Raw genomic sequence first — 26,554 nt, forward strand, 5'->3', positions numbered from 1 at the left:
TTACGGATGACTTCGCAATCAACGAACTAGGTATGGCTTCTCGCAGACATTTCCTTCGCCAAACTGCCGCCGCTGCTACGGGGGCGCTTACACTGCCACCGTTTTTGCCTCAAGTGGTAGGCCAATCGTTGCCTAGCGCTGACCTGAAGTCGCCGTTGGAATGGGCGCAGGATGAAGATTTCTGGGCGCGTATCAAGTCGGAATACACGGTGTCGCCCAACATCCTGAACCTGAACAATGGCGGCGTTTGTCCGCAACCCAAAGTGGTGCAGGATGCGCACATCCGATTTTATCAGTACTGCAATGAAGCGCCGTCGTATTATATGTGGCGCATTCTGGATCAGGGTCGTGAGGCACTGCGCGATAAACTGGCCGAGCTGGGGGGCTGTTCGTCGGAAGAAATTGCCATCAACCGGAACGCCACCGAAGGTCTGAATACCGTGATCTTCGGTCTGAACCTGAAAGCGGGTGATGAAGTAGTGCTGACCAAACAGGACTACCCCAACATGCTGAACGCCTGGAAACAGCGCGAAAAACGGGATGGCATCAAACTGGTTTTTCTGAATCTGGAGTTGCCGAGTGAGAATGAAGCGGCACTGGTTGATCAATATGTCAAGGCATTTACGTCGAAGACGAAGGTGGTGCATATCACGCACATGATCAACTGGATTGGCCAGGTCATGCCCGTTCGGAAGATCGCCGATGAAGCACACAAACGCGGTATCGACGTCATTGCCGACGGCGCCCACTCGTTCGCCCTGTTCGATTTTAAAATCCCTGATCTGGGTTGCGATTATTACGCTACCAGTCTCCACAAATGGCTGGGCGCTCCGTTTGGCAGTGGCATGTTGTATGTAAAGCAAAACAAGATCAAATATGTGTGGGCGCTACTCTCGAATAACGAACCCGATGGCCCCGATATCCGCAAATTTGAGAGCCTGGGAACGCGGTCATTCGCCTCAGAAATGGCCATCGGAACGGCCGTTGATTTTCATAACGGCATCGGCTCAGCGCGCAAGTTTGCCCGGGCTCATTATTTGAAAAACTACTGGATGGAACGCGTTCGGGACGTACCTGGCGTGAAAATTCACACCTCGCTCAAACCAGAATGGGCGGGTGCCGTGGGGCTGGTGTCCATCGACGGCATGAAGGCAACGGAGGTCGACAGTCAGTTGATGGGCAAGTACAAAATTCACACCGTCGGTATCGATTGGGAAAACATCCACGGCGTTCGGGTGACGCCCCATATCTACCATTCGCCCAAAGACCTCGACCGGCTTGTAGCAGCCATAACGACCATTGCCGGTAAATCACGGAAGAGTTAATCGTGGACTCGCGCTACAGCTCAGGTACGTTGTTCACCCGTTGACCATATCCGCGTGTTTGCTGCGTCGGGAGCGGGCAAGCTCATTTCCCCATTTGTAGCATGATGTTTGGACAACCCGAACAGCGACAATCGGTGCTCAACAGCGTCAGCGGCACGTCGACCGTGCAGAGGCCTCCCGCACTGAACAACCGAACGGTATACGCCTGGCTTGAAGCAGGATTCGCCAGACCCGCGAATGTTACGGCGCCACCTGCAACCAGCCGATTACTGGCAGCTCCGTAAGCAGGGCCACCCGTGTAGCTACTGGCCGCCAAAAAATCGGCGCGTTCGGTATTCTGTAAGGTTGTAAAACGGATGCTGGCATCCTGATTTGCCGTGCCCCCGCGGCAGGTGGCCAGCGTTACGGTTGGCTGCTGGGTGTAAGCAGGCGTAGGCCTGACAACGACCGTCTGCGAAGTTGTAGCAGAGCACCCACTGGCTGCCAGACACGTCACCGAATAGCGGGTCGTCACTAGCGGAGTTACCATAATTGATGAGGAGGTGCTTCCTGTGCTCCATTGCAGCGTTCCTCCGGTGCAACCCGTTACGGTCAGAGTCGCAGACTGGCCAGCACAAAGCGTGGCTGAGTTAAGCGTCAAGGTAGGCGTAGAAGGTTGCGCGTTGACGGTCACGGAGGTAGGCGCTGAGGTGCACCCGCTGCTATTGCGTACCGTGACCGAGTAGGACCCCGGTGCCACCCCGGTGAAAACGCCGGTGGTGTTGCTATACGTGGTTCCGTCAATGCTGTACGTCAAGCCTGAGCCAACGGGTGCAGAAATGGTGATGGTACCGGTTGCCAGTGTGCAACTGGGTTGAGTGCTCACGGTAGCCGTTGGCGCTACCGGGGTAGGGGGCTGGGCATTGACGGTTACGGCAGTAGGCGCTGAGGTACACCCGCTGCTATTGCGCACGGTAACCGAGTAAGAGCCGGGAGCCACACCTGTAAACGTACCCGTGGTGTTGGTATAATCTGTTCCGTTGATACTGTAGGTCAGGCCCGTGCCTGTGGGTGCAGTAATGGTAATAGTGCCTGTAGATAGCGTACAGCTAGGTTGGGCGGTTACGGTAGCCGTTGGTGCCACCGGAGTAGGGGGCTGAGCCGTGACCGTGACGGAGGTAGCCGCCGACGTACACCCGCTGCTATTGCGCACAGTAACCGAGTACGATCCGGGAGCTACACCTGTAAACGTACCCGTGGTGTTGGTATAGCTTGTGCCGTCTATGCTATACGTTAAGCCTGGCCCTACAGGAGCCGTAATAGTGATTGTGCCTGTGGCCATCGTGCAACTGGGTTGAGCGGAGACACTTACGGTTGGGGCGATAGGGGTGGCCGGTTGCGCATTTACGGTTACTGACGTAGCAGACGATATGCAGCCGCTGCTGTTGCGAACGGTGACTGAATACGACCCGGGCGCCACGCCGCTGAAAACACCGGTGGTGTTTGTGTATGTCGTTCCGTCTATGCTGTAGGTTAAGCCAGTCCCCGTAGGAGCTGTGATGGTGATCGTGCCTGTCGCTAACGTGCAACTGGGTTGAACAGTTACGGTAGCCGTTGGTGCTAGCGGGGTAGGGGGTTGCGTGTTGATAGTCACAGCAGTAGGGGCTGAGGTACACCCGCTGCTGTTGCGCACGGTAACCGAGTAAGAGCCGGGAGCTACGCTGGTGAAGATGCCGGTAGTATTGGTGTATGTCGTTCCATTGATGCTGTAGGTCAGGCCTGTTCCTGTTGGCGCGGTAACAGAAATCGTTCCGGTTGCCAGTGTACAACCAGGCTGTAGCAGGCTGATGCCTGGAGCCACCGGGGTGGGAGGTTGGGCTGTAACCGTCACGGAGGTAGCCGCTGAAATGCAGCCCACCAAGTTTCGGTCGGTGACCGCGTAGATACCAGGCGCTACGCCGGTGAATACGCCCGTCGTGTTGGTATACGTCGTTCCATCAATACTATACGAAAACCCCAATCCTGTAGGGGCTGTGATGGTGATGGTACCGGTTGCCAGCGTACAGTTTGGTTGGGCTGTAACGGTAGCCGTTGGCGCTGCAGAAGCAAGTAAGGCCTGGTTGACAGTGACGACTGTAGCGGCAGACGTACAGCCACTACTATTACGAACCGTTACGGAGTATGACCCCGGCGCCACACCCGAAAAAACGGTTGTGCCTGAGTAAGTTGTTCCGTCGATACTGTAAGTCAGGCCTGTACCCGTAGGGGCCGTGATCGTAATTGTTCCGGCAGGGTTTGTACAGGTTGGCTGTGAAGTCACGCTTGCCGTTGGTGCCGCTGGGGTTGGGGGCTGTGCGTTGACCGTCACTGATGTAGCTGGCGAAATACACCCACTGACCGTATTGCGGACGGTGACCGAATAACTGCCCGGTGCCACGCCGGTAAATACGCCGGTTGTATTGGTGTACGTCGCTCCGTCGATACTGTAGGCTAACTGGCTTCCTGTGGGAGCAGAAACGGTAATGGTACCGGTTGCCAGTGTACAATTGGGCTGAGCCGTTACGGCGGCCGTCGGTGCAAGGGGTGTGGTTGTATTACTGGAAACAGTTGTCGTGGCTACCGCCGTACAACCACTGGCCGTGGTAACAAGAACCGTATACGTACCTGCCTGCGTAACCACAGCCGTGTTGGCAGCGCTTGTCTGGTTAAGTCCCGGCCCTGAAAAAGCATAGCTGGTGCCAGACGTACTACTGGTGGCGGTTAGTGTATTGCTGGTTACCGAACAAGTTAGCGTTCCCGAATTGGACAGGGTAACGGTAGGGGGGGCGTCAACGGTAACCGACGTGGTGGCTGTACTGGTACAGGCCGAGCTTGAGTTAAGGCTATTGGTCGTTGTCACGCTGAATGTGTACACACCGGCCGTAAGCCCGCTGACCGTAACCGTGCTGCTGGTGCTAGGCGAGCCAATGACACCACTTGGTCCCCTGAAGGTGTAGGTCGTCACCCCAGATGCACTTGTGCCGGGTGTCGCCGTTAGACTGATGGTATTGCCAACGCAAACGGCTGGTGATCTGGCAGTTAAGATAGGTTGGATCACCCGAAATGTGACGGAGGTTATCGTCTGGTTCCCTACGTTATCCTGCGCAAAAAAAGACGTGACCGACGTACCCTCGGTGGTCGGCGTAAAAGTGAACGCAGACGTTACCGTATTGGAACCCGTGACGGGAGAGAACGATGCGCCCGACGGAAGCCCCACCCCCTGCAGGGTAATGGTGTTGCTGGTTGGGTCGGTGTCGGTAGCCCTAACGGTGAAGTTTATCGGACAGCCGACGTAAGTCTGGATCGTTGAATTGTTGGCGGGCGTAATACCCCCATACACAAAAACGGGTGGGTCACTGGCCGCCACGATCTTGATGAGGAAATCAATGACAACGAACGATTTGCCATCCGATATCTTGATGATGGCATTGTATAGCTGGTTAACCGCTTTGGGCGACCGGGTATCGAAAGTAGCAACACCAGCTGATGTTATAGAAAAGCCAGTTGGCTGCGTGAAGGCATATGTTGCACCCAGATCGGCCGCCGTGGCCAGACTGAAGGTGAGTGGGTTACCATCCGGATCGGTAGCGGGCACCGTAAACGTTGCCGCCGACTGACTCACGGGCAAGTTGACAATTGGGGGCAGGGTCGACGAGGGAGGCAGATTGGCATTGTTAATACCCAAATTCACCAGCGAGGTGATCCGGTAACGGCCATTTGAATTATTCTGTAACGAAGCAAGCCGTGCACTCGATTCAATGAAGGCAGTTACGGCGGCGGCGGTGACTGTTGTGCTGTAGGTATGAGTGAGCGTAGCTTCACCATACAGATAATCGTCGGCTGCGTTAATGGTCGTTACCGTGAAATCAAATACAGAGATTGAGGTTCCATCGCCGTAGTTGAACGCTGCTCCGGAATTGGCGCTGGTATTAGTCACCGTTGAGCCGACGGTTGGGGTCGGCGTGAAAAAACCCAGCCTGAACCCCATGGTGAGTTTAAACTCAATGGTACGGCCCGATGCATCAGAAGGTAATTGTCGCCAGGTAAGGTTGCCATACCGAAAATGAGTGGCCTGTGCGGCAGATAGGGATATGAACTGGCCAACCAGCACGAGTAGAATAACCAGCCAGCGCCTCCCTATGCCATACTGCTCAGGCCCCCAAGAACTATATCCATTCATCATATCTACTCCTGGTGTGCCCTGACTGGTTTCATCAGGCAGTATGTCGTGGCCAGTATTAGATTGTTAACTCATTAGAGAGTTAGTCCATAGAATCAGTAGCCATTTTTGTGCCAGTACTGCCCCGTCCGGCATAAATGTTTTGCTGAAATAGGGCACTCGCTGCCTCATCGGGTTGTAAGCTCCTCGTAGCGAGACAGCTGCAAAAGAGGCCGTTCGATCAATTTCAACTTCACGGCAGCAGGGGCCATCTGTCTTGAGCGCGCACCCTTATCGCATTATTATCTGGAGATCTGGCAGGGGGTAGCTCAAAAATCATGCAACACTTCGAGGGGCTGTGTAAGGCGCATCTGGAAGATAGGCAGGCATGTAGCGTAGACTATTTGCATGGCCTGCCGCGAGGTTTACAAATGACTCACCGGCATGCAGCTTTTTACGGATACGATGCCGTAGGTTCTCTTATATCGGATCGTATAGTTCGACACAAGCTGTCCCGATTCATTCCAAACGCGCTGAGGGCCTTCCTGTTCACCGGCCAGGTACGTGCTTTCTTCCCGCTTTTTGCCGGTTGGAAAGTAAACACGTTGAAGGCCGTCGTACTCGTCGTCCTTGTATTGAAACGCGTAACGGAGCTTGCCGTTGGGCCACCACTGTCTGAACTGTCCTTCCTTTTTACCATCGATAAACAAACGGACCAGTAGTTTTTCGCCCGTGTTATACCAACCTGTTGCCACGCCGTTCTCTCGCCCGTCAAGAATTGGTAGCCGGTAAACGATCCGGCCATCGCGCTCTTTCTCGACCATATAGCCAGAAAATAGCTGGCCCTCGTAGAGCCAGCCGTCGTCGGTTTTCCGCAGGAGCGTATCGTAGTTGACCACCTCAACATTAGGCGGCGTTCCGGGCCGGTCTGAATTGACCTGCAAACACCCAAACACCATGAATAAGAGGGCAACAGCCAGTAAATACCTCATAGGGCGAGTTACTGAGTAACCAGGAACTGTCCCATCATGCCGCCGTCTTCGTGGTTCGAGAAGTGACAGTGGTACATGAACGCGTTGGTGCTGCTGGCGAAATCATCGAACTTAGCAATGACCGACACACTTTCGCCTACAGGTACGTATACGGTGTCTTTCCAGCCCGATTCATGCGTGCCCACTGTTCCCGAACTGCGCGAAATGATCTTAAATTGAATATCGTGGATGTGGAACGAGTGGCCGAAGATGTTGTTGTTGGTAATCGTCCACTTCTCAACGGCGTTCAGTTTCACGGTCTGGTTAATCTTCGTATCACCGTAGAGGTTGTTGTCGAACGAAAACGCCGTAGCGCCCTGTCCACCGGTGATGGTGATCGTCCGGCTGTTGGTTACGTCGGTGTTGGTCCAGTAGGTGTTGGTGGTGAGTTTGGCGGGCAGGGCGGTGATGGCCGATGCGGTTGCCGCTTTCACATTGATATGCAACACCGGGAAATCTTTGTTGTTCAGCAGACTCCCAAAGTCGCCGCTACTGTTGGACTCGCCACCGGGAAAACCAAACGCCTGCCCCGAATTGTATGCTTTTAAATCAAGGCTCGACCCTACGGCATCAGCGCCCAGGTTGACCAGAATCTCAACCCGTTCGCCAACCATCATTTTTACGCGGGTAACCGGAACGGGCGCGTCGAGCAGGCCGCCGTCGTTGGTGATGACGTAGAACGTCCGGTTGTCGCTGAAACCCAGGTTATAGCCCCGCTCAATTTCTGCGTTCAGAATACGGAGACGCACAAACTGTTTGGGCAGGCTTATCTGTGCGTTCGATGTTCCGTTGGTCAGCTGGTAATCGCCATACGCCCGGGCCGACAGATCAAACGCGTTTGACGTACCGTAGCTCCGGCTGGTCAGAATAAGCGGGATGTCATCTTCGCCGTAGGTACGTGGTAAGGCCAGCGCCGACTCGACCGGATCTTTGATGATGATCAGCCCACCTGTGCCGTAGGTCAGTTGTTCCTTTGTTTTCTCGTGTAAATGCGGGTGATACCAATACGTACCTGCATTGTTCCTGATCTCGAACGAGGGCGTCCAGGTGGTGCCTGCGTCGATCATCTGGTGCGGTCCACCGTCCATAATAGCCGGGATATGAAAACCGTGCCAGTGCGTCGTTGTTGCTTCCGGCAAGTTATTGGTTACGTTCATCTTCACAAAGTCACCCTTGTTCATGATCAGCGTTGGCCCCCAGAAACCGGTGCTGTTGTAGCTGTAGGTGTTGGTGACCGAGCCCGTCCGCATCTGCTTCGTTGTTTTGGCCAGCGTCAGGTTGAAGGTAGTGCCGGTAATCGTTGGCGGAATCCAGAGGTCGTTGTAGGTGCCGCTGACGGTTGTGGCCGATGAAGTGCCGTCGGGTGTGACGGTCGTGTCGCTCGATTTACTACAGCCGATCATCAACGCGAACGCAACACTCAGAGCCAGAATACTTGCTTTAGTCATATAGGTGAATGGTTTGCATCAAGGGGGGGGTAGGGTAATTAATTCGTTAGACGACATCATACGGCTATTCCTATGCACAGACCGTAATTTTCTTCGGGAAAATACCCTGTAAATGCGACTTATACGCTGGTATGATGTTGCGTATTATTGCCTTGATAAACAGGTATATATGTCTGATTAATAAAGCGATAGCTTATAGATCTTTGTCTCGTATTCTACACCTTATTAAGTAACCCTTACCAGCATGGATAATTTACTGATTTGGAACGCCGTTGCGCTGGAAGCGAACCGCGTTAGCCACACAAATGGCAAAAATGAGCAGACCGGCCCAACATTGAGTTCAAGGGCGCTGGCAATCGTACATCTGGCGCTTCATGATACCTACGTGGCCATAAAAAATCCGGCTACTTGGGCACCCTACCTTCCAGAACCTGCCGGAGCACCTGCCAATACGGCGGCAAATCTGCAACTCGCTATGGCTGGAGCGGCTTTCACCACTCTGAATACCCTTTACCCTGCCCAGAAAGTGTATTTCGATGAGCAATTACACGTGCTGAAAGGAGACAGGACTACCGTGGCGCATAAGTATGGCGAAAAAGTAGCCAGAGCTATATGGCAAGACCGTAAATTCGACCCGGGTGCGTCGGCCGGTAGTTACGTACCTAAATCGGCTCGTAATGCTCACCAACCCGATCCTGACAACCCCACGCAGGGTTACCATGGCCCCATCTACGGAGCTGCCGCCAAGGGCTTTGCCATTACTGAGCGGCATGAACTAGCTGCCCCGCACAATGATGATGCTGCTTATTTGGCTGCCCTGAAACAGGTGCGTTACAAGGGCGCCAAACCTGACCGGATGGGCACCCTGCCCGACTCCGATACGGTAGAGCCATATGCCTTGCCTATGACCAAACGCACGCCGGAAGAAACACTGATTGGCCTGTTCTGGGGCTACGATGGGGCACCGGAACTGGGAACTCCGCCCAGGCTCTATAATCAGATCATTCGAAAGATAGCCGTGGCAAAAGGTAATACAGAGGCCGAAAACGTACAGCTGTTTACGCTGGTGAACGTAGCCATGGCCGACGCGGGCATTCTGGCCTGGGACCAGAAATATGTTCACGAGTTTTGCCGCCCTGTTATTGGTATTCGGCATTATGACAAATCGAGCGACCCTGGTTCCGGGCATGCAAATGGCGCAATTAGCCCTGAAGCTGATCCGTTCTGGTTACCATTGGGTGCCCCTGCATCTAACACGGCCAATGCCACGGTGACAGTACCGCAAACAACGTTTCCGTATTCGGTGACCCAGACTGCCTATACCAAGAACTTTACGCCTAATTTCCCGGCTTATCCCTCGGGGCACGCTACGTTTGGTGCCGCTGCATTGCATATGACCCGCCTTTTTTATGGTCCGGCAGAGGGAGGGGTAAGCCTTCCGGCAGCAGGCACCGGTAATGCAGTAGCACAGGATACGCTGCTGAACGCGCTGATGGACCCTGATATGCCAACTGAGCCGATCTACTTTGTTTCAGAGGAGATGAACGGCGCAACAAAGAATAACGACGGTGAGGTGAGGCCGTTACACCGGCGGCAGTTCAATAGCTTGTGGGACATGATTCTTGAAAACGGAATCAGCCGAGTCTATCTAGGAGTTCATTGGGTGTTTGATGCATTCGATATCGACGAAAATAACCCCGGGCAGCCAGTGTTTAGCAACGACCCCACCCAACGAATTGGCGGTATTCCGCTCGGGCTGACAATTGCCGAAGATATTTATCGGCATCGAGACGGGAAAGGCGTTCGGAAATCGACGGTTGGCCGGCGAATCTGACTAGCTCATCGTTGCAATGGGAAAAGCCCGCCGAGCAACTCACCAGAGTTGCTCGGCGGGCTTTTCCCATTGATATTGTCTCAACTCAGGGGGGTGAACTAGCCGATCTTTTCTTTGTGCATCAGCGTGGCCACCCCGCGTGTGGTGACCTTTTTCGTCTGCACATCACGAATTTCGCCAAGAATTTGAGCCGTATGCTTCGCCGCATCAATCGACTGCACGGTAAACGTTACTTCATAGTCGGTATCTACGAACATGGGCCGCAGAAAATCGAGCGTTTGCGCCAGGTATACTGAACCGGAGCCGGGAAATTCGGTACCCAGTACTTTCGTGAAAATACAGGCGCCCAGCATGCCGTGAATGATTGGGCGTTTGAAAGGCGTTTGGGCTGCAAACTCGGCGTCGAGATGGAGCGGGTTATTATCGCCGGTAACACGGGCAAAATCAATCACGTCGTTCTGCGAAAAACGAAAGGCGTGCTGGTGGGTATCGTTAACTTGCATAGCAGTGGGTCTCAAACGGGTTTGTTGCTGGATACGTAGGTCATAATCGCTTCCTGAGTTTGACGAGCTACTTGCTCGCCGGTCAGGCCGGTGGGTTCGATAGGCGGCAGAACGGTCCAGGTCATGTGGCTGAAGGGACGTAGCGGGAAAAGACCTTCCGGGTTGAATTTACCCGTGCCGGTAATCGCAATGGGTACGATCAGGGCGTTGGGGCACTTCCGAAGCAGGATAGCCAACCCCGCTCCGGCAAAGGGCTTCGGTTGCCCATCACGGCTGCGTGTGCCTTCGGGGAAAATCACCGCCGAGCAAACACCCTCCTTCACGCGTTGGCCCAGTCGGCCAATTTCACTCAATGCCTGCCGGGGATCATTCCGGTCAACCAGCGCCGCCCCGCTTTTCCGCAGGTTGTACGAGACGCTGGGTGTTCCCCGGCCCAACTCAATCTTAGAGACAAACACGGGTGTATAGCGCCGCAGATACCAGCCGATGGGCGAGATGTCGAACATGCTCTGATGATTAGCCACGAAGATCAGCGGCCGGTCGGTTGGCGGGGTGTACTCGAGGCGGAACTGGTGAGTCGATCCGGTCAGTAGCCAGCCTTGCATAATGGAGAAATTCAACCAGTCGGCAACTGGTTTTTGCGCAGCTCTGCCCCCCAGTTTGAAAGCGATAAACTGTGCCGCATGGAACAGCAGCAGGATCAGGGAGAAATAAATCAGATAAACTGCACTAAGCAGGTATTCAGCAGCCCGTTTCAAACGTTGGTACTAATAATAACTTATCATTAACTGCGCAAAATTAAGTAATAAGCCCGTTCTTGCTTCTTTTTTTCGTAAAGTAGCTTGCTCACAGGTCCGTAGCCTCACAGTTTGGCAGTCTACACTTACCGTAACGCGATACAACTCAATGAATTCTCGAATCGAAGTCATGCAGTTTATTGGTACCAGGATCGACACGATCATGACCGATTATCTGAAGCCAATTGAGAGCAATTGGCAGCCTACCGATTTTCTGCCCGACTCAACCAAGCCAACGTTCTTTGACGAGGTGCGTGACCTGCGCGAACAGGCTGCAGCTCTACCATATGATTACATTGCCGTGCTGATTGGTGATACAATCACCGAAGAGGCGCTGCCTACCTACGAGTCGTGGCTGATGGACGTAGATGGCATTGACCAGACCGATCAGAAAGGCTGGTCGCGCTGGGTACGTGCCTGGACGGCCGAGGAAAACCGCCACGGCGATCTGCTGAATAAATTTCTGTACCTCTCTGGCCGGGTAGACATGCGGGCGATGGAAACATCAACACAGTACCTTATCGCCGACGGGTTCGATATCCAGACCGGTCGTGACCCGTACCGTAATTTCGTATATACGTCGTTTCAGGAACTGGCCACGAATATTTCGCACCGCCGCACGGCAACGCTGGCCAAACAGGCGGGCAATAATCTGCTGTCGCAGATGTGTGGCGTTATCGCGGCCGATGAAATGCGCCACGCCAAGGCCTATAAATCATTCGTGCAGGAGATTCTGGAGCTCGACCCAACCGGCATGATGCTGGCCTTCGAGGATATGATGCGGAAGAAGATCGTGATGCCCGCTCACTTCCTGCGCGAATCAGGTTTCAAAATCGGTGAAACTTACAGTCATTTCTCCGATGCCGCCCAGCGCCTTGGCGTGTATACCGTTCACGACTATATCGCCATTATGCAGTCGTTGCTGAAAGACTGGAAAATCGATGCGGTGACTGGCCTGAGCGACGAAGCCCAGAAAGCCCGCGATTACCTGATGGCCCTGCCGGCCCGCCTTGCCCGCGTAGCCGAACGGACCAAAACGCCTGAACTGGCCTACGAATTCAGTTGGATAGCTTAAGTAGTTAAGAGTGTAGAGTTAAGAAGTAAGAGTTGCTTCGCTCAGGGACGTTCTTAAGCAGCGCAACTCTTACTTCTTAACTCTACCCCCTTAACTCGTTGCAAACGCCTCGTGAATACGCTGGCGGAGCAGGGCAACGTACCTGGTTGGAAATAAGCGCGTGACCCATTCGATCTGGCGGGCGTCGTTTCCGATCAGTATCCGCGCTTTGTGGCGCGCTACCCCGTTTAGAATAACGCGTGCTGCTTCCTGCGGGGGTGTTTTGGCCGCTTTGGCGAAGCTGACGGTGCTTTGCCTGTGCATGTCGTCGGTGACGAAACCACCCTGGCCCCGGCGTGCCGCCGCCGCAATATTGGTGCTGATGCCGCCCGGATGCACACAGGAAACCCGTACGTCACTATCCATCAACTCCATCCGGAGTACATCAGAGAATCCCCTGACTCCGAATTTGGCTGTGCAGTAGGCCGACTGATTTTCTACACCCGCCAATCCGAACACACTGCTGAGGTTCACAACATGGCCCCGGTTGTGGTCGAGCATGAACGGCAGAAATGCTTTGGTCATTCGGATGACACCCCATAAGTTTATGTTCAGCAGCCACTCGAAATCGTCGAGGTGCGTTTGCACGAATGGCCCGCTGCCCAGCGCCACCCCCGCATTATTGATCAGAATAAGCCTACGTGCCGGATCGAGCGACGGAATCAGGTGATTGGCGAACTGCCGAATCGCGACGGCGTCTGACACGTCAAACTGGTAGGTGCGTAGCATTCCTCCCGCCAACTGGTTTGTTTCAGACAGTGTTGCCGCGTTTACATCGGTAGCAACAACCTGTGCTCCCTGCTGCAGCGCCTGTAGGGCCAATTCGCGCCCAATTCCCGACCCCGCGCCGGTGATTAGAATGGTGGTGTTATGGAAGTAGGACATGGGGGTGAGTTAAGAGTGAAGAATTAAGAGTTAAGAGTTGCTCCGCTAGGCCAATATGCACGATAAGAGAAGAGCAACTCTTAACTCTTAATTCTTCACTATCTGCTACACCAGATGCAACGGGGCTGAGGCCATCTGGCGGTGGTGGCCACCGGGTTGAAGCTTTTCGATTTCGCGGATGACGTCGACGATGCCTTTCAGCGGAATCTTCACCCAGGTGGGGCGATAGCTGATCTCATAGCCCAGTTCGTACACCGCTTTTTCGAGCAGGTAGATCAACAGCAGGTAGTTGATCTCGCCGTTGTCGTAAAACATCGGATGGGGCGAGCCGAACGTACCCAGATAGGCATCCAGGTACGTATCGCGGATCAACTTATACCACCGATCAGATACCACCTGCAGCTTGTCGGGGGCGATTCCTTCCGTTTCCGAGGCGTTGAACAGTTTGGCCGAAACGGCGTAGTGATACGACCGGATCATGCCAGCTACATCTTTCAGCGGCGAATGCTTGATCTTACGTTCGGCGATAGTGCTTTCGGGTTCGCCCTCAAAATCGATGATGACATAATCGTTCTGCGTGGCCAGCACCTGACCGAGGTGGTAGTCGCCGTGAATACGCGTACGGCATGAGCCCAACTCGCGCGTTTTGAAGTCGGCCACGAAATCGTCGATCATCTCTTTGGCTTCCATAAATACCCATGCCAGCCGCTGCGCCTGCTCGTCGAGCCGGCCATAGTTATTGACCAGCAGGTCGTAGCGACGTTCAAGCAGATCGGTGAATCGGCCCGCCAGGAACGTGCGGTACTCATCGGTAAATGGTTCTGATTGGAATGCCGGGTCGTCGGTTTTGCTGTAAAGGGCCAGGTGCATCTCGGCGGTCCGTTGGCCGAGCAGGGCGACTTTCTCAAACACATCTTCTTTCACCATAAATACCCGATTGGGCACAGCATACAGGAAATCGTTGAGGTAATCACCAGTCATGGCCCAACTGTCTTTATCATTGGCTACCATCCGCTGCATCATACCGAGCGTAACGTCTGCCTGCCCCGGCTGCTGCCAGGTGAAGCTACCTGCATAGGCCGGAATCGCCTCAAAGCCACCGGTTTCGGTCAGGAAAGCTACCATCTCCACTTCCGGATTCGTCAGCGAAAACAGCTTCCTGTATAACTTCATGAAATACATCTCGTTGAAAACCAGCGCCGAATTGCTGGAATCGACGGGCAGCACACGCGACAAAACCGTGTCACTGGCCAGTAAGCCCTTCCCTTTCTGGAAACTGATATCGCCCTCAATCCGGTTGGCCAACAGGTTGTGGTATAGGGCCTCGCGGAAATCCGCATCGTAAATGGCGTCGACCAACTGACCAGTTGCGTTGCCAAACGTAACCTCGGTAAGCCACCCTTTTTCAGGAACGTTGCTTAATACTGACGCATCGGTGATAAACGATAGCGGTAATAGATATTGCTCCGGCTCCCCATCCGAATAGCGAGCTTCGATAATGGCCAGGTAAAAGATTGATTCGCTGGCGGGGAGCGGCAGGATCGTTGAGAAGCTGAAGCCAGCCTGCTGACGGGCTTTGCCGGCAAACCAGCGGCAGGTGTTTATGTAAGCGGGTAACACTGTTTCGCTCAGCAACTGCTGACTATCAGTGTCGATCAGAAAGCTGGTCCAGGGTTGGGTCGTAATCATAGGCTGACGAATGCATAATGCGGTACCTCAAATAAACGGTATACAGGGCATAAATTGGAAGCAAAGGTGGTTTTCTTAGCTTAATCGTAGATTGAGTGTCGTAGAAAAAGGACACACCGGCAACGGCATCAGTGAACACAGCCTAGTTTTATTAGTTTGCAGGCGCATACCCGGCAACCTTCCTGCCTTATCTACTGTTTTCTGGCTGATGCTCTTCGATAATCACAACCGCCCAATAACGTACCTGCGGCTTGCCGTAACTGATCGCTGTAACCTGCGTTGCTTTTACTGTATGCCCGAAAGTGGTATAAAGTATTTGCCTAAAAATCAGTTACTTACGTACGAGGAGATGGAACGGGTTGTGGCTGTGCTGGCTCGGATGGGCGTATCCAAACTTCGGCTGACAGGCGGCGAGCCGTTTGTCAGAGCGGGGCTAATGCCGTTTATGGAACGGCTGTCAGTAATTCCGGGCCTGTCAGAAATTCACATGACAACCAATGGCGTGCTGACGGCACCACACGTAGCCGAAATGGCGCGCCTTGGGGTGAAGTCGGTGAACCTCAGCCTGGATAGCCTCGATCGTGCCCGGTTTCACCAGATCACCCGCCGCGACGAATTACCGGCTGTGCTGGGTACGTTGGATGAACTGCTGGCGCATAACATCCGCGTGAAAATCAACGCGGTCGTGATGGATGGGCAGAATATTGAAGATCTTTACGCCCTGTCTGAACTGGCACGTACCCAGCCCATTGATGTGCGTTTCATTGAAGAAATGCCCTTCAACGGTGAAGGGAATCATTACCCGGTGCTCACCTGGACACACCAGCGGATCTTGCAGGAGCTACGGTCTTTTTATCCAGCACTCGAACAACGTCCTGCTGCGCCTCATGCCACCGCCGCCACCTGGCAGGTGCCTGGTTATGTAGGTACGCTGGGTATCATTGCCGCCTATACGCGCACGTTCTGCGGAAGCTGCAACCGCATCAGAATGACCGCTCAGGGCATGTTGAAAACCTGCCTGTACGATGATGGCGTGCTCGATATTCGTGCGCTGATCCGGAGCGGCGCGTCTGATACTGAGTTGACGGCTGCATTCCTGAAAGCGTTCGCGCATCGACCTCTAAATGGATTCGAAGCCGAAAAACACCGCCAGCCCGTCACCGAATCGATGTCGACAATTGGAGGGTAAAGGGAATTAATTCTTAATTCCCTTTACTAACCGTTCAGCAACGGCTTTGTCATGCTCGTTGCCTGTCGCTGGTGCATCAACAACCTGAATGTTGGCCGGCAGCCCCAGTTCTACAAGCGCATCAGTTTGAGGCTGTGAGGGACTGCCTTCTCCGCGAAACAGGGTGGTTGGCACGGTGAGGCGCTGTACGTTTTCGGCACGTTCGTGATCAAACGCTGCCTGGTAACCATGACTATACCCTGCACCGGCGTTCAACAACTCCATAGCTGCCTGATGTGTCTGCTCGGGTGTTGGCACCGGACCGATCCGGTGTGTCTCGCTCGTGGTAAACCAGGGGAAATACTGGTTGAGTCCGGAAGCTAGTTGCCAGGCCGTTTTCAGATGGCCACCATCGGGGCGGGGAGTCAAATCGGGAAAAGGGTTGGCTGGTATGGCTTCTTTATCCGTTTGGCTTAACTGAAAGGCATTGTCTAGCACAACGTTGGCAACCTTATCGGGGTAGGCGTTGGCGTAGGCTATGGCCAACTGTGCGCCCATTCCTGTTCCGTACAGGATTACCTGTCTGAGGCCCATCTCGCGAAAGAAAGCTCGAAACGAAGGCAGGTAATCCTGTAACGACGTTGCCGGCCGGAGTAGGGCATCCGTACCACCGTAGCCGGGCATGTCGGGCGCCAAAATACGCATTTTAGGCCTTAGACCAGTTATTTCGGCAAATAACGGAGCAAGCATGGCCGAATTACCCGGTAATGTATGAAGCAGCACAATAGCCGTTTCGGCCGTGGCATCGCCTTGTTGGCGGTAATGCCAGTAACGGTTTTCAACGGCAAGCAAGTGGCGTGTAAGCATGAATGAGGGTCAACGGAGTGGTCAAGATGTCGCAGCGTGCGTAATAGCCCAGAACGACTATAGAATTAACGAATTTACCCTGTATTTAGCCTTTTCCTTGAGCCAATATCGAGAATATGGAACATTGATCATGTAATCCCTGTGATCGTGAAGCAATTGGCCGAATTTTATCTCGAAGCCGTTGACAAGGTGCCGGGATGAGGCGGTATAAAAAACGGCGGCTTCAGTTCATAAACTGAAGCCGCCGACTAGGTAAAGGGGAAGGGTAGGAGTAGTCTGGAAAGTTACTTGTCAGATGGCGAAACGCTCAATAGAAACGTGTTTCTTGAGGTTGCCCAGGGCACCGAAAATCAGGTTATACACTGATTGGATGTTGATATCCATGAGTTTCGAAATTTCTTCGTTGCCCATGTTCTGGTAAAATTTCAGGTAAACAGCTTCACGCTGACGGCGGGGCAGGCGATCCAGCGCGCGGGTAAGGCAACTGTTCAGATGGGTGTCTTCTTCGTTCTGAATCAGGGCCATTTCATACGAACGGTCACTATCGGTAAATCCTTCACCTGGACGCAGATCATCGGGGTTGCAGAATTTCTGTTCGGCAGTGATATGGCGAACCAGCTTGCGCTTGATGGAGGCCATTAAGTAGAACCGGACAGACGTAGTTGGGCCAATGTTTTGCCGGTGCCGCCAAAGTTCCACGAACAAATCGTGGATACAATCTTTGATCAACGCCCGATCCTGCGAAAAGTGGCTGCAGTAATGAAACAGAACATTGACGTACTCCTGATAGAGTGTTGCGAACGCCGGTTGATTGCCAGACCGGAATTCGTCCCACAACTTAACTTCATCAATTTTGGGAGACGTGCGCTGCCGAGCCATATGGTTAGTAGATTAGTTAAGAGGACTACCGTAAACTTATAAATCTTTCCCTAATTATTATCGGCATAATCCTAAAAAAAAGGCTCAACTGCAAGAAAAGTATCGTAGATGGGTAAAATAGTACACCCTATGTGCCTACGGCGTGTCTTGTCACAAATTATGTTATGATCATTTTACAACTTCCAAGCCGGTGAATCGAAAAGTGCGGCCATCGAAAAGTCCTTTGTCACTTAGCTTGAGTGATGGTATAACAAGCAGCGCCATAAAGCTGAGGGTCATGAAAGGGGCTGCAAGCGTACTCCCCAGCTCATCTTTCACAAACCGGTCGAGTTCGGTATACTGCTCAGCAACAACGTACCCATCCACGTCGGTCATCAGGCCAGCCACGGGCAGTGGCAGAAGCTTACGTATATAGAGCGGCCCTGCTTCCTGCGCCAGCACACCCACGGCCGACAAGCCCCCCCTGGCCTGAATCACTGCGTTAACCGCCTGACATAAGCTTTCGTCGTCGCACCCAACGGCAGTGATGTTGTGTGAATCGTGCCCAACCGACGAAGCGATTGCTCCCTGCCTGAGCCCAAAGTTTTTGATGAACGCGATGGCTACCGGTGCATCTGCGTATCGGTTCACGACCACAATTTTGAGGATGTCGCGGTCAGGGTCGGCCACCCAGGCACCTTTCGATACGCTGCCTTCCAGATGTAGCTCGTTGGTGATTAGCTGTCCGTCAATGGCTTCGATCACCCGTAGCTGACCGTATGGCCGGTGGGCCTGGAGCCAGAAATCGGCGGGGTCTTTGGGGGGGCAGTTGAATTGGTTGACATGCTCACTCCGCTGATCGGGCAACAGCGTTTGGCCATCTTTGGCTACGGTCACGCCATTGATCACGGTTTCGAGTACCTTAAAACCGATCAGGTCACTTACCAGGATATAATCGGCCGGGTCGCCTTCGCGCAATAGGCCCACGGGCAGCCGGTAATGCAGAACAGGGTTAATACAGGCAGCCCGGAGTACGTTCCAGCGGTTATAGCCCGCCCGAATGGCCCGCACCACCAACTGATTGATGTGCCCTTCGGCCAGCGTATCCGGGTGTTTATCGTCGGAACAGAACATGACAAGCTGCGGAAACTCATCGACCAGCGGAATCAGGTCATCGAAATTCCGGGCGGCGCTGCCTTCCCGAATCAGGATATTCATACCCCGTCGGGCTTTGTCGAGGCCTTCGTCGTAGGTCGTGCATTCGTGATCGGTTTCAATGCCCGCGTCGATGTAGCGCTGCGCGTCGTTACCACGCAGGCCGGGGGCGTGCCCGTCAACGGGCTTGCTGAAGGCTTTGGCGTAGGCGATCTTCATCATCACATCGGGGTCTTCATTCAGTACGCCGGGGAAATTCATCATCTCGGCCAGATAGCCAATGTCGCGGCGGCCAAGCAGGTCCTTCACATCCTTCACACCAATGGTAGCCCCGGCAGTTTCAAAGGGAGTGGCCGGCACGCAGGATGGGGCACCGAAACAGAATTTGAACGGGGTGCGTTCGGCGTCATCGAGCATGTATTCTACGCCCGCTACGCCTAATACGTTACCAATCTCATGCGGATCTGAAACCGTTGATACGGTACCATGTACTACGGCCATTCGCCCAAACTGAACGGGAGTCAGCAGCGAGCTTTCTACATGTACGTGCGCATCAACAAATCCAGGGAGCACATAGGGTTCGCCAACCCGTTCGGGGCCGAGACGGTCAATCTGCGCAATTCGGCCATGATCGAGATGGATGGTGCCGTAATAAATCGATTTGTCGAACAGATTCAGAATATTGGCAGTCAGCATAAAACAGTTGGACACCCGAAAGCGGCGGGACGATTAGTAAAGATCAAATGTTGGCAAAAGGTATGAGGAATGGTAACGCTGAGCGGAAAGTTTTCGCTTACTTAGTTAAGGGTATATAGCCCGATAAGGCTACTTTTTCTCTTACTTACCGATTGAGTAACCAACTAACATGTCAGATTCCCTCCTGAAAATTCATCCCGACGATAACGTCATTGTGGCATTGACTGATTTGCCTGCGGGGGCAACAGTCAGTTACAACGGCCATACGTATACCCTGCCCAATGGGGTTGCGGCCAAGCATAAGTTTGTGACCGAGTCGCGCCAGATCGGCGATCCGGTTTATATGTATGGCGTAACGGTAGGCCGGGCCACGCAGCCAATCGGGCAGGGTGAGGTCATTACCACGTTTAACCTCCGCCATGAGGCCGACCCGTATGGCCTGGCCCAGCGCCAGCCATACACCTATCAGGCTCCCGATGCATCCGCCTTTGCCAACCGCACGTTCATGGGGTATCACCGGGCCGACGGGCGCGTAGGAACCCGTAATTACTGGCTGGTGATTCCGCTGGTGTTCTGCGAAAACCGGAATGTACTGACGCTTAAAGACGCTTTCGAGCGTGAGCTTGGCTACGCTCAGTCTGATCAGTACCGCGATCAGGTACGTGAGTTGCTCCACCTGTATCAGCATGGGCAGATCGACGTGATCAGAAAAATGGAACCGTTTGTAGCGCCTGAACAGAACAAGACCATTCATTCGGGAGACTCCATTTCGGGTGCGTTGCGCCGCCCGTTCCAGAACGTGGATGGTATCAAGTTTCTGACCCACGAGATGGGTTGCGGCGGCACCCGGCAAGATTCGGCGGCGCTTTGTTCGCTGCTGGCCGGCTACATCAACAACCCCAACGTGGCGGGTGCAACAGTATTGAGCCTGGGTTGCCAGCATTTACAGACCGATATGCTCGAAAAAGAGGTTCGGCGACAGAATCCGCACGGTAAAAAGACCTTGCTGATGTATGAGCAGCAGGTTGGTACGGAATACGAGTTGATGACGCAGGCTATCAAAGACACGTTCCTGCGTTTGATCGAGGTAAACAAGGTAGAGCGGCAACCGGCCCCCCTCAGCGAATTGTGTGTGGGCCTGAAATGCGGCGGGTCTGATGGGTTCTCCGGTATTTCGGCCAACCCGGCTATCGGTTATCTATCAGATCTGCTGGGTACGTTGGGTGGGCGAACCGTACTGGCCGAATTTCCGGAACTGTGTGGTGCCGAGCAAAACCTGATCGACCGGATGCCCGACGATCAACGCGCCGAGAAGTTCATAAACCTGATGGAAACCTACGCCGCGCAGGCTGAAGCCGCCGGGTCTGGTTTTGATATGAACCCCTCGCCGGGAAATATCAAGGACGGGCTCATCACCGACGCCATCAAATCGGCGGGGGCAGCGCGGAAAGGTGGCCTCGCCTACGTGGCCGACGTACTCGATTACACCGAACCCATTACGGCACCAGGGCTGAATCTGCTTTGTACGCCCGGCAATGACGTAGAGGCTACTACAGGCATGGCGGGGTCGGGAGCAAACCTGATTCTGTTCACGACTGGTCTGGGTACACCAACAGGGAACCCGATCAGCCCGGTTGTGAAGATTTCGACCAACACGAAACTAAAAAACAGAATGCCCGACGTCATCGATTTCGACAGCGGCCCGGTAATCGACGGTCAGCAGACCATCGAACAGAACGGTGCCGCCCTGCTCGACTGGCTAGTAGGCCTGGCCTCAGGCACGTACCTGACCAAAGCCGAGCACCTCGGTCAGGATGATTTCATTCCCTGGAAACGGGGCGTATCACTTTAAAGGAGTAAAGGGAGAATGGAGGAAAGGGAGAATGGGGGAGAGGGAGCTTCGCGTGAGAAAGCCTTTTTCTTCCCTTTCCCCCATTCTCCCTTTCCTCCATTCTCCCTTTCCTCCTTTCTCCCTTTCCTCCTTTCTCATGTTTTCACTCAAAAACAAAACAACCCTCATTACGGGCGGCGCCAGCGGCATTGGGCTGGCTATATCAGAAACGTTCGCTCAGGCCGGGGCTACGGTACACATTCTGGAACTAAACCTGGCGGCGGCAGAAGCCGCCGCCGCCAACATTCGGGCGGCAGGTGGCCAGGCAAAGGCCTACGGGGTCGATGTGTCGGTGCAGGCAGCGGTGCAATCTGCGGTTGAGCAGATTGCCGCCGCCGGGCCTATTCATATACTGGTAAACAACGCGGGTATCGCCCATATCGGAAATGCCGAAACAACGTCTGAAACAGACTTCGACCGGGTTTTTTCGGTCAACGTCAAGGGCGTCTATAATTGCCTTCATGCCGTACTGCCCCTGATGAAAGCCAACGGCGGCGGGGTGGTGCTGAACATGGCTTCCATTGCGGCTACGCTTGGGCTGAATGACCGGTTTGCCTACTCGATGAGCAAAGGGGCAGTGCTGAGCATGACGCTGTCGGTGGCCAAAGATTACCTGCCGCATAACATTCGCTGCAATTGCATTTCTCCCGCGCGGGTGCATACGCCGTTTGTCGATGGGTTTCTGGCAAAAAATTACCCCGACCAGCAGGCCGAAATGTTTGCCAAGCTATCAGCAGCGCAACCGATTGGCCGGATGGGCACACCCGCCGAAGTGGCCGCGCTGGCGCTGTACCTCTGTTCCGAGGAAGCCGGTTTCCTGACGGGCTGTGATTACCCCATCGACGGTGGTGTGGTCCGGCTGAGTACGTAGTAGATGGTACGTATGTATGCCACTCGTAGGGCAGAACGACTCGTACAACCAATGTTTTGCCGATACGAAGTGAAGTGCGTTAGCCTGCCTTTCTCACCTTTCTCACACTATGAACCTCAAAGGCTTATTTATGTTGGTAATAAGCCAGTTTGTGCTGGCTGGGTTAGCGCGGGCGCAGGCACCCATCGCAATTGCCGGGCGGGTGACTGATGGGGTGACTCAGAAGCCCGTGCCATTTGCCAGTGTGTATATCAACGCCTCTACCCGGGGCACAACCGCCGACGGAGAGGGCCAGTATAAGTTGCCGGGCGTACCGTCGGGAACAATCGAAATTGTGGCGTCGGCGGTGGGATACGAAACCGTTAAGCAACTGATTCGGCTGGGAGATGTGAAGAATCGACGGATCAGTTTTATGCTCACGCCCGATGCAAAAGCCTTAAAGGCCGTTACGGTTAAGGCTAAGCGCCCGGCAGCCTACAACCGCATGCTCAAACAGTTCAAACGGGAGTTGCTTGGCGAAAACGCCGCCGCCGACAAATGTGTGATCACCAATATCGAAGCGGTATCGCTGTCGATGGCCGATGGCCGGCTGGAGGCCAGTGCCTCTGAACCGCTGATCATCGAAAATAACTATTCGGGCTACCGGCTCATCTACCAGCTGTTCCATTTTGATAGCTACCGAGCTGCGACCTATTATGGCGGAACCAGCCGGTTTGAAGCGTTGACATCGGCAAATACCGAACAGGCTGAGCGCTGGGAACGTAACCGGCAGCGGGTCTATCTTGGGTCGAGCCGCCACCTGCTGACCAGTCTGCTTGCGGGCACCCATGAACAGGACGGCTTTCTGGTGTATGAATCGCGGTACAACGTTGCCGATGATCCGTCGGTACCCATTTTGGGGTTTGGAAAAGAGCCACCTTCCAAATTCGTTAAGGCAGACAGTCTTTTTACGCCCGCCGAGTTACCTTCTGAACGGTATTTTTATTCGCCCAAGCCACTCGAGGTATTTTATACCCGGCAACGGGCCGCATCACCCTACCGCGATTTACCCTACGCCTATTCGCTTGTGCACATGCCAAAGGGGGCAGCCACCGTAACTGTCGATGGGTGGGTGGTGCACCCAAACGGTATGGAAATGCGGGGTACGTTAGGATCTGACCGGCTGGCTACCCTGTTGCCTGCTGATTGGCAACCGGCCTCAAAAAACGTGAAGCTCCAGACTGCAACACCTGATCAGGGTGTTGCGTTGCCAGCCGATGCGGTGATTGATTCGCTGGCCGCAAATTGGTTATCGGCGCAAAAAAACACGGCTCCTGCGCTGTTTTTGCACCCGGATAAAGGCGTATACGCCACTGGCGACCGGTTGTTTTTTAGTGGATATGCGCTTGACCCCGCCACAAACCTGCCTACTGATAAAGCGCTTGCTGGCGAAGAACCATCGGTTCATGTTGAACTGATCGCACCTGGCGGTCGTCAGGTTGTTCATCAGTGGGTACGTATCAGTGCGGGGCGCACAAGCGGACATTTCCGGCTGTCTGACTCGCTTGCATCGGGGATATATCAGTTGCGCGCCTATACTGAAGGAGACAGCTATAACCTGCGGCCGGCTTTTGCGCGCAGTGTGACGATTATCAACGGGCTGCTACTGGGAAACGACGTACCCAAACCGGCAGGTACGCCAGCCGGACCCCTGCCGGTCGATGTGCAGTTTTTGCCCGAAGGTGGTCGCTGGGTGGCGGGATTGCCGTCGCGGATAGGTGTCAAAGCGGTTGATCGTCGTGGGCGGGGTATTCCGGTTTCTGGACGTATTTTGCTGGAACGAAGTGGCAAGGTGCTGCAATTTACTACCAATTCGGTGGGCATGTGTAGCGTTGAACTGGTGCCAATAGCCAACCAGACCTATACGGCTCAGGTACGTTGGGGCGCTGATTCCTCGACCATTGCCCTGCCCCGCGCCGACTCTGTGGGGCTGGTTCTGGCGGCAGATGTGGTCAGTGATAGCACCCGGCTGACCATTCGGGTACATGCCTCGCCACAACTGGCCGACCAACCGGTGTATCTGACCGTGCAAAGCAAAGGTCAGCTTGTACAGCGAACCAAACTTCAGTTACAGAATGGGAAGGCAACTCTGTCGATTCTGGCGGCAAAACTGCCCGTTGGTGTGGCGCAGGTAACATTGTTTGATGCGAAGGGGCACCCGCAGGCCGAGCGATTGGTGTTTATTCCCGAACGATTCCTGCCCGTTGTGGCCGAAATAGCTACCGACAAGCCGGCCTACGGCCCGCGCGAGATGGTAATGGTGTCGATTCGGGTGGCTGATGGGTTTGGCGATCAGCTGTCAATGATCGGATCGGCGGTGGTGACGGATGCGCAGCAGGTGCCCGACGATAGTACGGAAGCGAACATACGAACGCACCTGCTCCTGACAGGCGAACTGCGAGGGAGCGTTGAGCAGCCTAATGAGTACCTGACTAATACGGACGTTGGCATTCGACGGGCGCTCGATGATTTATTGTTAACCCAGGGCTGGCGGCGTATCAACTGGCGGTTTTCGGCCGAAAAGCTACCAGAAGCCCCTCCACTGATGCCTGGCCTGGTTGTAGAAGGCACCCTGTTCGATAAAAAGGACCGGCCCCTCCCCGAGGCTAACCTGTTGATCACCTTTGCCGGAAATCCTGAAAATTCGTTCGCCCGCACGGCCCGCAGCGATAAGCAGGGACGCTTTACGCTCAACAGCCTGATGTTAACTGATACGGCAACCATACAGATCAGGGCGATGGACACTGCTTTCAAAACCATTAAAAATACGCGCTTCACACTCAACGTACCCGGCCATTCTTTCGCCGTTACTGATTCGGCCAAAGCGCCGGATATGGCTACGTTGAAGCCCGTTCTTGCCGCCATTCAACAGCGGCAGGCGAGTGACCCCGGCCAGTATCGGAACAAGGATGTTCGGCAGTTGAACGAAATTGTGGTGCGAACAAAACGACCCGACGATGATCGGGAAGCCCGGCGGGTGAGCCTGCACGGAACCCCGGACGCAACGGTTCTCTTCGACGAAAACGCCCGCATTTATAACAACGCTTACGAGATGCTGCGAGGCAGGGTGCCAGGCGTTCAGGTTACTAGCCGACGAGATGGCATCGGCTACACGGTTACCGTACGTGGCCCCAGCACACTTGGTACAAACACCGCACCCCTGTACCTGATCGACGGCATGGCAATGCCTGAAAATGGAGAAGGAACGGCCCTGTTAACACTCAACCCAACTGAAATTGAACGGATCGAAGTGGTCAAAAATGGAGGTGGGGCCATCTATGGGGCGCGGGGCGGGGCAGGTATCATTGCCTTCTTCTCGCAAAAGGGCCCATCAGCCAGTAAACTGTTAGCAGAACCAGAAACCTTTCAGCTGACCCTCTACGGTCTTCAGACCGACCGCCAGTTCTACACGCCGCTGTATGCCAGCCAGCCGGATAGTTCGGTAAGCGTGCCTGACCGCCGCGACGTATTGCTCTGGAAACCATTAATTATGCTAAGCCAGTCGGGCTTTTCAACCCTGAAATTTCCGTTGTCAGATAACGTCCGTACCATACGGCTACGGTTGCAGGGCGTAACGACCTACGGGCGCCCGGTGTCGATCAGCCGTTTGATAAACGTCCGTTGACCGAAAAGGCTGTTTACCTAATTTGACCGCATGAAAAAAACAATTACCTGCCTCTTTACACTCTGTTTAGGTTTCTCTCTGTATACTGCCCACGCCCAGCAGTCGGCCGATGTACCACCCGATCAGCCGGTGGTTATGAACGGCATCGAATACGGTTATACCGTCCGCAATGAAAGCAAAAAGGAAGTGGGTAGCAAGGGCATGTTCGGGCGCTACGAAGTAACCCTCTACGTGACCAACCGGAGCGGATGCAGCAAGATCATGATGCCCCGCCAAACGTTTACGGGCCTTCAATATCAGGAGTTACTGGCCGATTTCGACTGCCTCAACGCCACCGGTATGCGGCTGACATCGAAGAGCGGAAGCCTGAAAGCCAAGGAATTTTACGTTCCCTACAGCACCAGCACCAAAGGCCCCGATGGAAAAGTGGTGACCACCTCGGTGCAGGTACGTGTGGGTAATATGCTGCGCAATGGTGAATCGGTTACCAATGACGTTATCTTCATTGTGCCTGAAGGCGAGAAGCCCACGCTGCGGGTTCGTATGCAGGAACTCGGCGATTTCTGATCAACCGTTTACAG

The 26,554-nt window shown here is 54.2% G+C and carries 18 protein-coding genes; 8 read left to right on the top strand and 10 right to left on the bottom strand.

Features of this window, described 5'->3' with window-relative positions:
- The first annotated feature begins 32 nt into the window (after nt 1–32).
- A complete protein-coding gene (locus tag J2I46_RS27475) occupies nt 33–1,325 on the top strand; it encodes an aminotransferase class V-fold PLP-dependent enzyme (RefSeq protein WP_207332309.1) in 1,293 nt (430 codons plus the stop codon).
- Nucleotides 1,326–1,407: 82 nt separating this feature from the next.
- On the opposite strand, the gene J2I46_RS27480 is transcribed toward J2I46_RS27475, so the two are convergent.
- The 3 genes from J2I46_RS27480 to J2I46_RS27490 form a co-directional block, all read right to left on the bottom strand.
- Entirely contained in the window at nt 1,408–5,526 is a 4,119-nt protein-coding gene (locus J2I46_RS27480; RefSeq protein WP_207332310.1) for a beta strand repeat-containing protein, read from the bottom strand.
- 401 nt (nt 5,527–5,927) lie between these two features.
- Nucleotides 5,928–6,494: a toxin-antitoxin system YwqK family antitoxin gene (locus J2I46_RS27485; protein WP_229379979.1), complete on the bottom strand. Its 567-nt coding sequence runs from the start codon at nt 6,492–6,494 to the stop codon at nt 5,928–5,930.
- 8 nt (nt 6,495–6,502) lie between these two features.
- Nucleotides 6,503–7,981, bottom strand: coding sequence for a multicopper oxidase family protein (locus J2I46_RS27490; RefSeq protein WP_207332311.1), 1,479 nt, complete (start codon nt 7,979–7,981; stop codon nt 6,503–6,505).
- Nucleotides 7,982–8,225: 244 nt separating this feature from the next.
- Here J2I46_RS27490 and J2I46_RS27495 point away from each other — a divergent pair, with 244 nt between their 5' ends.
- The gene (locus J2I46_RS27495; RefSeq protein WP_207332312.1) at nt 8,226–9,815 is read left to right on the top strand and encodes a vanadium-dependent haloperoxidase; all 1,590 of its coding nucleotides are present in this window, start codon (nt 8,226–8,228) and stop codon (nt 9,813–9,815) included.
- 98 nt (nt 9,816–9,913) lie between these two features.
- On the opposite strand, the gene J2I46_RS27500 is transcribed toward J2I46_RS27495, so the two are convergent.
- Together J2I46_RS27500 and J2I46_RS27505 are read right to left on the bottom strand one after the other, a co-directional pair.
- Nucleotides 9,914–10,318, bottom strand: a complete 405-nt coding sequence (locus J2I46_RS27500) for a MaoC family dehydratase (protein ID WP_207332313.1) — start codon at nt 10,316–10,318, stop codon at nt 9,914–9,916.
- An 11-nt stretch (nt 10,319–10,329) separates the two neighbouring features.
- Nucleotides 10,330–11,076, bottom strand: coding sequence for a lysophospholipid acyltransferase family protein (locus J2I46_RS27505; protein ID WP_207332314.1), 747 nt, complete (start codon nt 11,074–11,076; stop codon nt 10,330–10,332).
- Nucleotides 11,077–11,224: 148 nt separating this feature from the next.
- Here J2I46_RS27505 and J2I46_RS27510 point away from each other — a divergent pair, with 148 nt between their 5' ends.
- On the top strand, nt 11,225–12,190 hold the full coding sequence (locus tag J2I46_RS27510) for an acyl-ACP desaturase (protein ID WP_229379980.1): 966 nt from the start codon (nt 11,225–11,227) through the stop codon (nt 12,188–12,190).
- A 90-nt stretch (nt 12,191–12,280) separates the two neighbouring features.
- Here the strand turns inward: J2I46_RS27510 and J2I46_RS27515 are convergent, their stop codons facing one another.
- Complete coding sequence (locus J2I46_RS27515; RefSeq protein ID WP_207332315.1) at nt 12,281–13,114, bottom strand: SDR family NAD(P)-dependent oxidoreductase; 834 nt, start codon at nt 13,112–13,114, stop codon at nt 12,281–12,283.
- Nucleotides 13,115–13,219: 105 nt separating this feature from the next.
- Nucleotides 13,220–14,803: a putative maltokinase gene (locus tag J2I46_RS27520; RefSeq protein ID WP_207332316.1), complete on the bottom strand. Its 1,584-nt coding sequence runs from the start codon at nt 14,801–14,803 to the stop codon at nt 13,220–13,222.
- A 208-nt stretch (nt 14,804–15,011) separates the two neighbouring features.
- Between J2I46_RS27520 and moaA the strand changes: the two genes are divergently transcribed.
- A complete protein-coding gene (moaA, locus tag J2I46_RS27525) occupies nt 15,012–15,992 on the top strand; it encodes a GTP 3',8-cyclase MoaA (protein ID WP_207332317.1) in 981 nt (326 codons plus the stop codon).
- Between the two features lie 6 nt (nt 15,993–15,998).
- Here the strand turns inward: moaA and J2I46_RS27530 are convergent, their stop codons facing one another.
- From J2I46_RS27530 to ade, 3 genes are all read right to left on the bottom strand, one after another.
- On the bottom strand, nt 15,999–16,838 hold the full coding sequence (locus J2I46_RS27530) for an alpha/beta fold hydrolase (protein ID WP_207332318.1): 840 nt from the start codon (nt 16,836–16,838) through the stop codon (nt 15,999–16,001).
- A 291-nt stretch (nt 16,839–17,129) separates the two neighbouring features.
- Nucleotides 17,130–17,717, bottom strand: a complete 588-nt coding sequence (locus J2I46_RS27535; protein ID WP_207332319.1) for an RNA polymerase sigma factor — start codon at nt 17,715–17,717, stop codon at nt 17,130–17,132.
- A 168-nt stretch (nt 17,718–17,885) separates the two neighbouring features.
- On the bottom strand, nt 17,886–19,547 hold the full coding sequence (gene ade / locus J2I46_RS27540) for an adenine deaminase (protein ID WP_207332320.1): 1,662 nt from the start codon (nt 19,545–19,547) through the stop codon (nt 17,886–17,888).
- Between the two features lie 169 nt (nt 19,548–19,716).
- Here ade and J2I46_RS27545 point away from each other — a divergent pair, with 169 nt between their 5' ends.
- The 4 genes from J2I46_RS27545 (at nt 19,717) to J2I46_RS27560 (ending at nt 26,540) form a co-directional block, all read left to right on the top strand.
- Nucleotides 19,717–21,399 (top strand): UxaA family hydrolase, encoded by a 1,683-nt coding sequence (locus J2I46_RS27545; protein ID WP_207332321.1) that lies wholly within the window; start codon nt 19,717–19,719, stop codon nt 21,397–21,399.
- Between the two features lie 136 nt (nt 21,400–21,535).
- The gene (locus tag J2I46_RS27550) at nt 21,536–22,309 is read left to right on the top strand and encodes an SDR family NAD(P)-dependent oxidoreductase (RefSeq protein ID WP_207332322.1); all 774 of its coding nucleotides are present in this window, start codon (nt 21,536–21,538) and stop codon (nt 22,307–22,309) included.
- A 109-nt stretch (nt 22,310–22,418) separates the two neighbouring features.
- Complete coding sequence (locus J2I46_RS27555; protein WP_207332323.1) at nt 22,419–25,973, top strand: carboxypeptidase regulatory-like domain-containing protein; 3,555 nt, start codon at nt 22,419–22,421, stop codon at nt 25,971–25,973.
- A gap of 30 nt (nt 25,974–26,003) precedes the next feature.
- Nucleotides 26,004–26,540: an ABC transporter permease gene (locus tag J2I46_RS27560; protein WP_207332324.1), complete on the top strand. Its 537-nt coding sequence runs from the start codon at nt 26,004–26,006 to the stop codon at nt 26,538–26,540.
- Nucleotides 26,541–26,554: the final 14 nt, after the last annotated feature.

Source organism: Fibrella forsythiae (assembly GCF_017353175.1).
Taxonomy (GTDB): Bacteria; Bacteroidota; Bacteroidia; order Cytophagales; family Spirosomataceae; genus Fibrella; species Fibrella forsythiae.

Coding starts and splice junctions, on each gene's coding strand:
- J2I46_RS27475 (WP_207332309.1), top strand. CDS start 33: ATGGCTTCTCGCAGACATTTCCTTCGCCAAACTGCCGCCGCTGCTACG.
- J2I46_RS27480 (WP_207332310.1), bottom strand. CDS start 5,526: ATGATGAATGGATATAGTTCTTGGGGGCCTGAGCAGTATGGCATAGGG.
- J2I46_RS27485 (WP_229379979.1), bottom strand. CDS start 6,494: ATGAGGTATTTACTGGCTGTTGCCCTCTTATTCATGGTGTTTGGGTGT.
- J2I46_RS27490 (WP_207332311.1), bottom strand. CDS start 7,981: ATGACTAAAGCAAGTATTCTGGCTCTGAGTGTTGCGTTCGCGTTGATG.
- J2I46_RS27495 (WP_207332312.1), top strand. CDS start 8,226: ATGGATAATTTACTGATTTGGAACGCCGTTGCGCTGGAAGCGAACCGC.
- J2I46_RS27500 (WP_207332313.1), bottom strand. CDS start 10,318: ATGCAAGTTAACGATACCCACCAGCACGCCTTTCGTTTTTCGCAGAAC.
- J2I46_RS27510 (WP_229379980.1), top strand. CDS start 11,225: ATGAATTCTCGAATCGAAGTCATGCAGTTTATTGGTACCAGGATCGAC.
- J2I46_RS27515 (WP_207332315.1), bottom strand. CDS start 13,114: ATGTCCTACTTCCATAACACCACCATTCTAATCACCGGCGCGGGGTCG.
- J2I46_RS27520 (WP_207332316.1), bottom strand. CDS start 14,803: ATGATTACGACCCAACCCTGGACCAGCTTTCTGATCGACACTGATAGT.
- moaA (WP_207332317.1), top strand. CDS start 15,012: ATGCTCTTCGATAATCACAACCGCCCAATAACGTACCTGCGGCTTGCC.
- J2I46_RS27530 (WP_207332318.1), bottom strand. CDS start 16,838: ATGCTTACACGCCACTTGCTTGCCGTTGAAAACCGTTACTGGCATTAC.
- J2I46_RS27535 (WP_207332319.1), bottom strand. CDS start 17,717: ATGGCTCGGCAGCGCACGTCTCCCAAAATTGATGAAGTTAAGTTGTGG.
- ade (WP_207332320.1), bottom strand. CDS start 19,547: ATGCTGACTGCCAATATTCTGAATCTGTTCGACAAATCGATTTATTAC.
- J2I46_RS27545 (WP_207332321.1), top strand. CDS start 19,717: ATGTCAGATTCCCTCCTGAAAATTCATCCCGACGATAACGTCATTGTG.
- J2I46_RS27550 (WP_207332322.1), top strand. CDS start 21,536: ATGTTTTCACTCAAAAACAAAACAACCCTCATTACGGGCGGCGCCAGC.
- J2I46_RS27555 (WP_207332323.1), top strand. CDS start 22,419: ATGAACCTCAAAGGCTTATTTATGTTGGTAATAAGCCAGTTTGTGCTG.
- J2I46_RS27560 (WP_207332324.1), top strand. CDS start 26,004: ATGAAAAAAACAATTACCTGCCTCTTTACACTCTGTTTAGGTTTCTCT.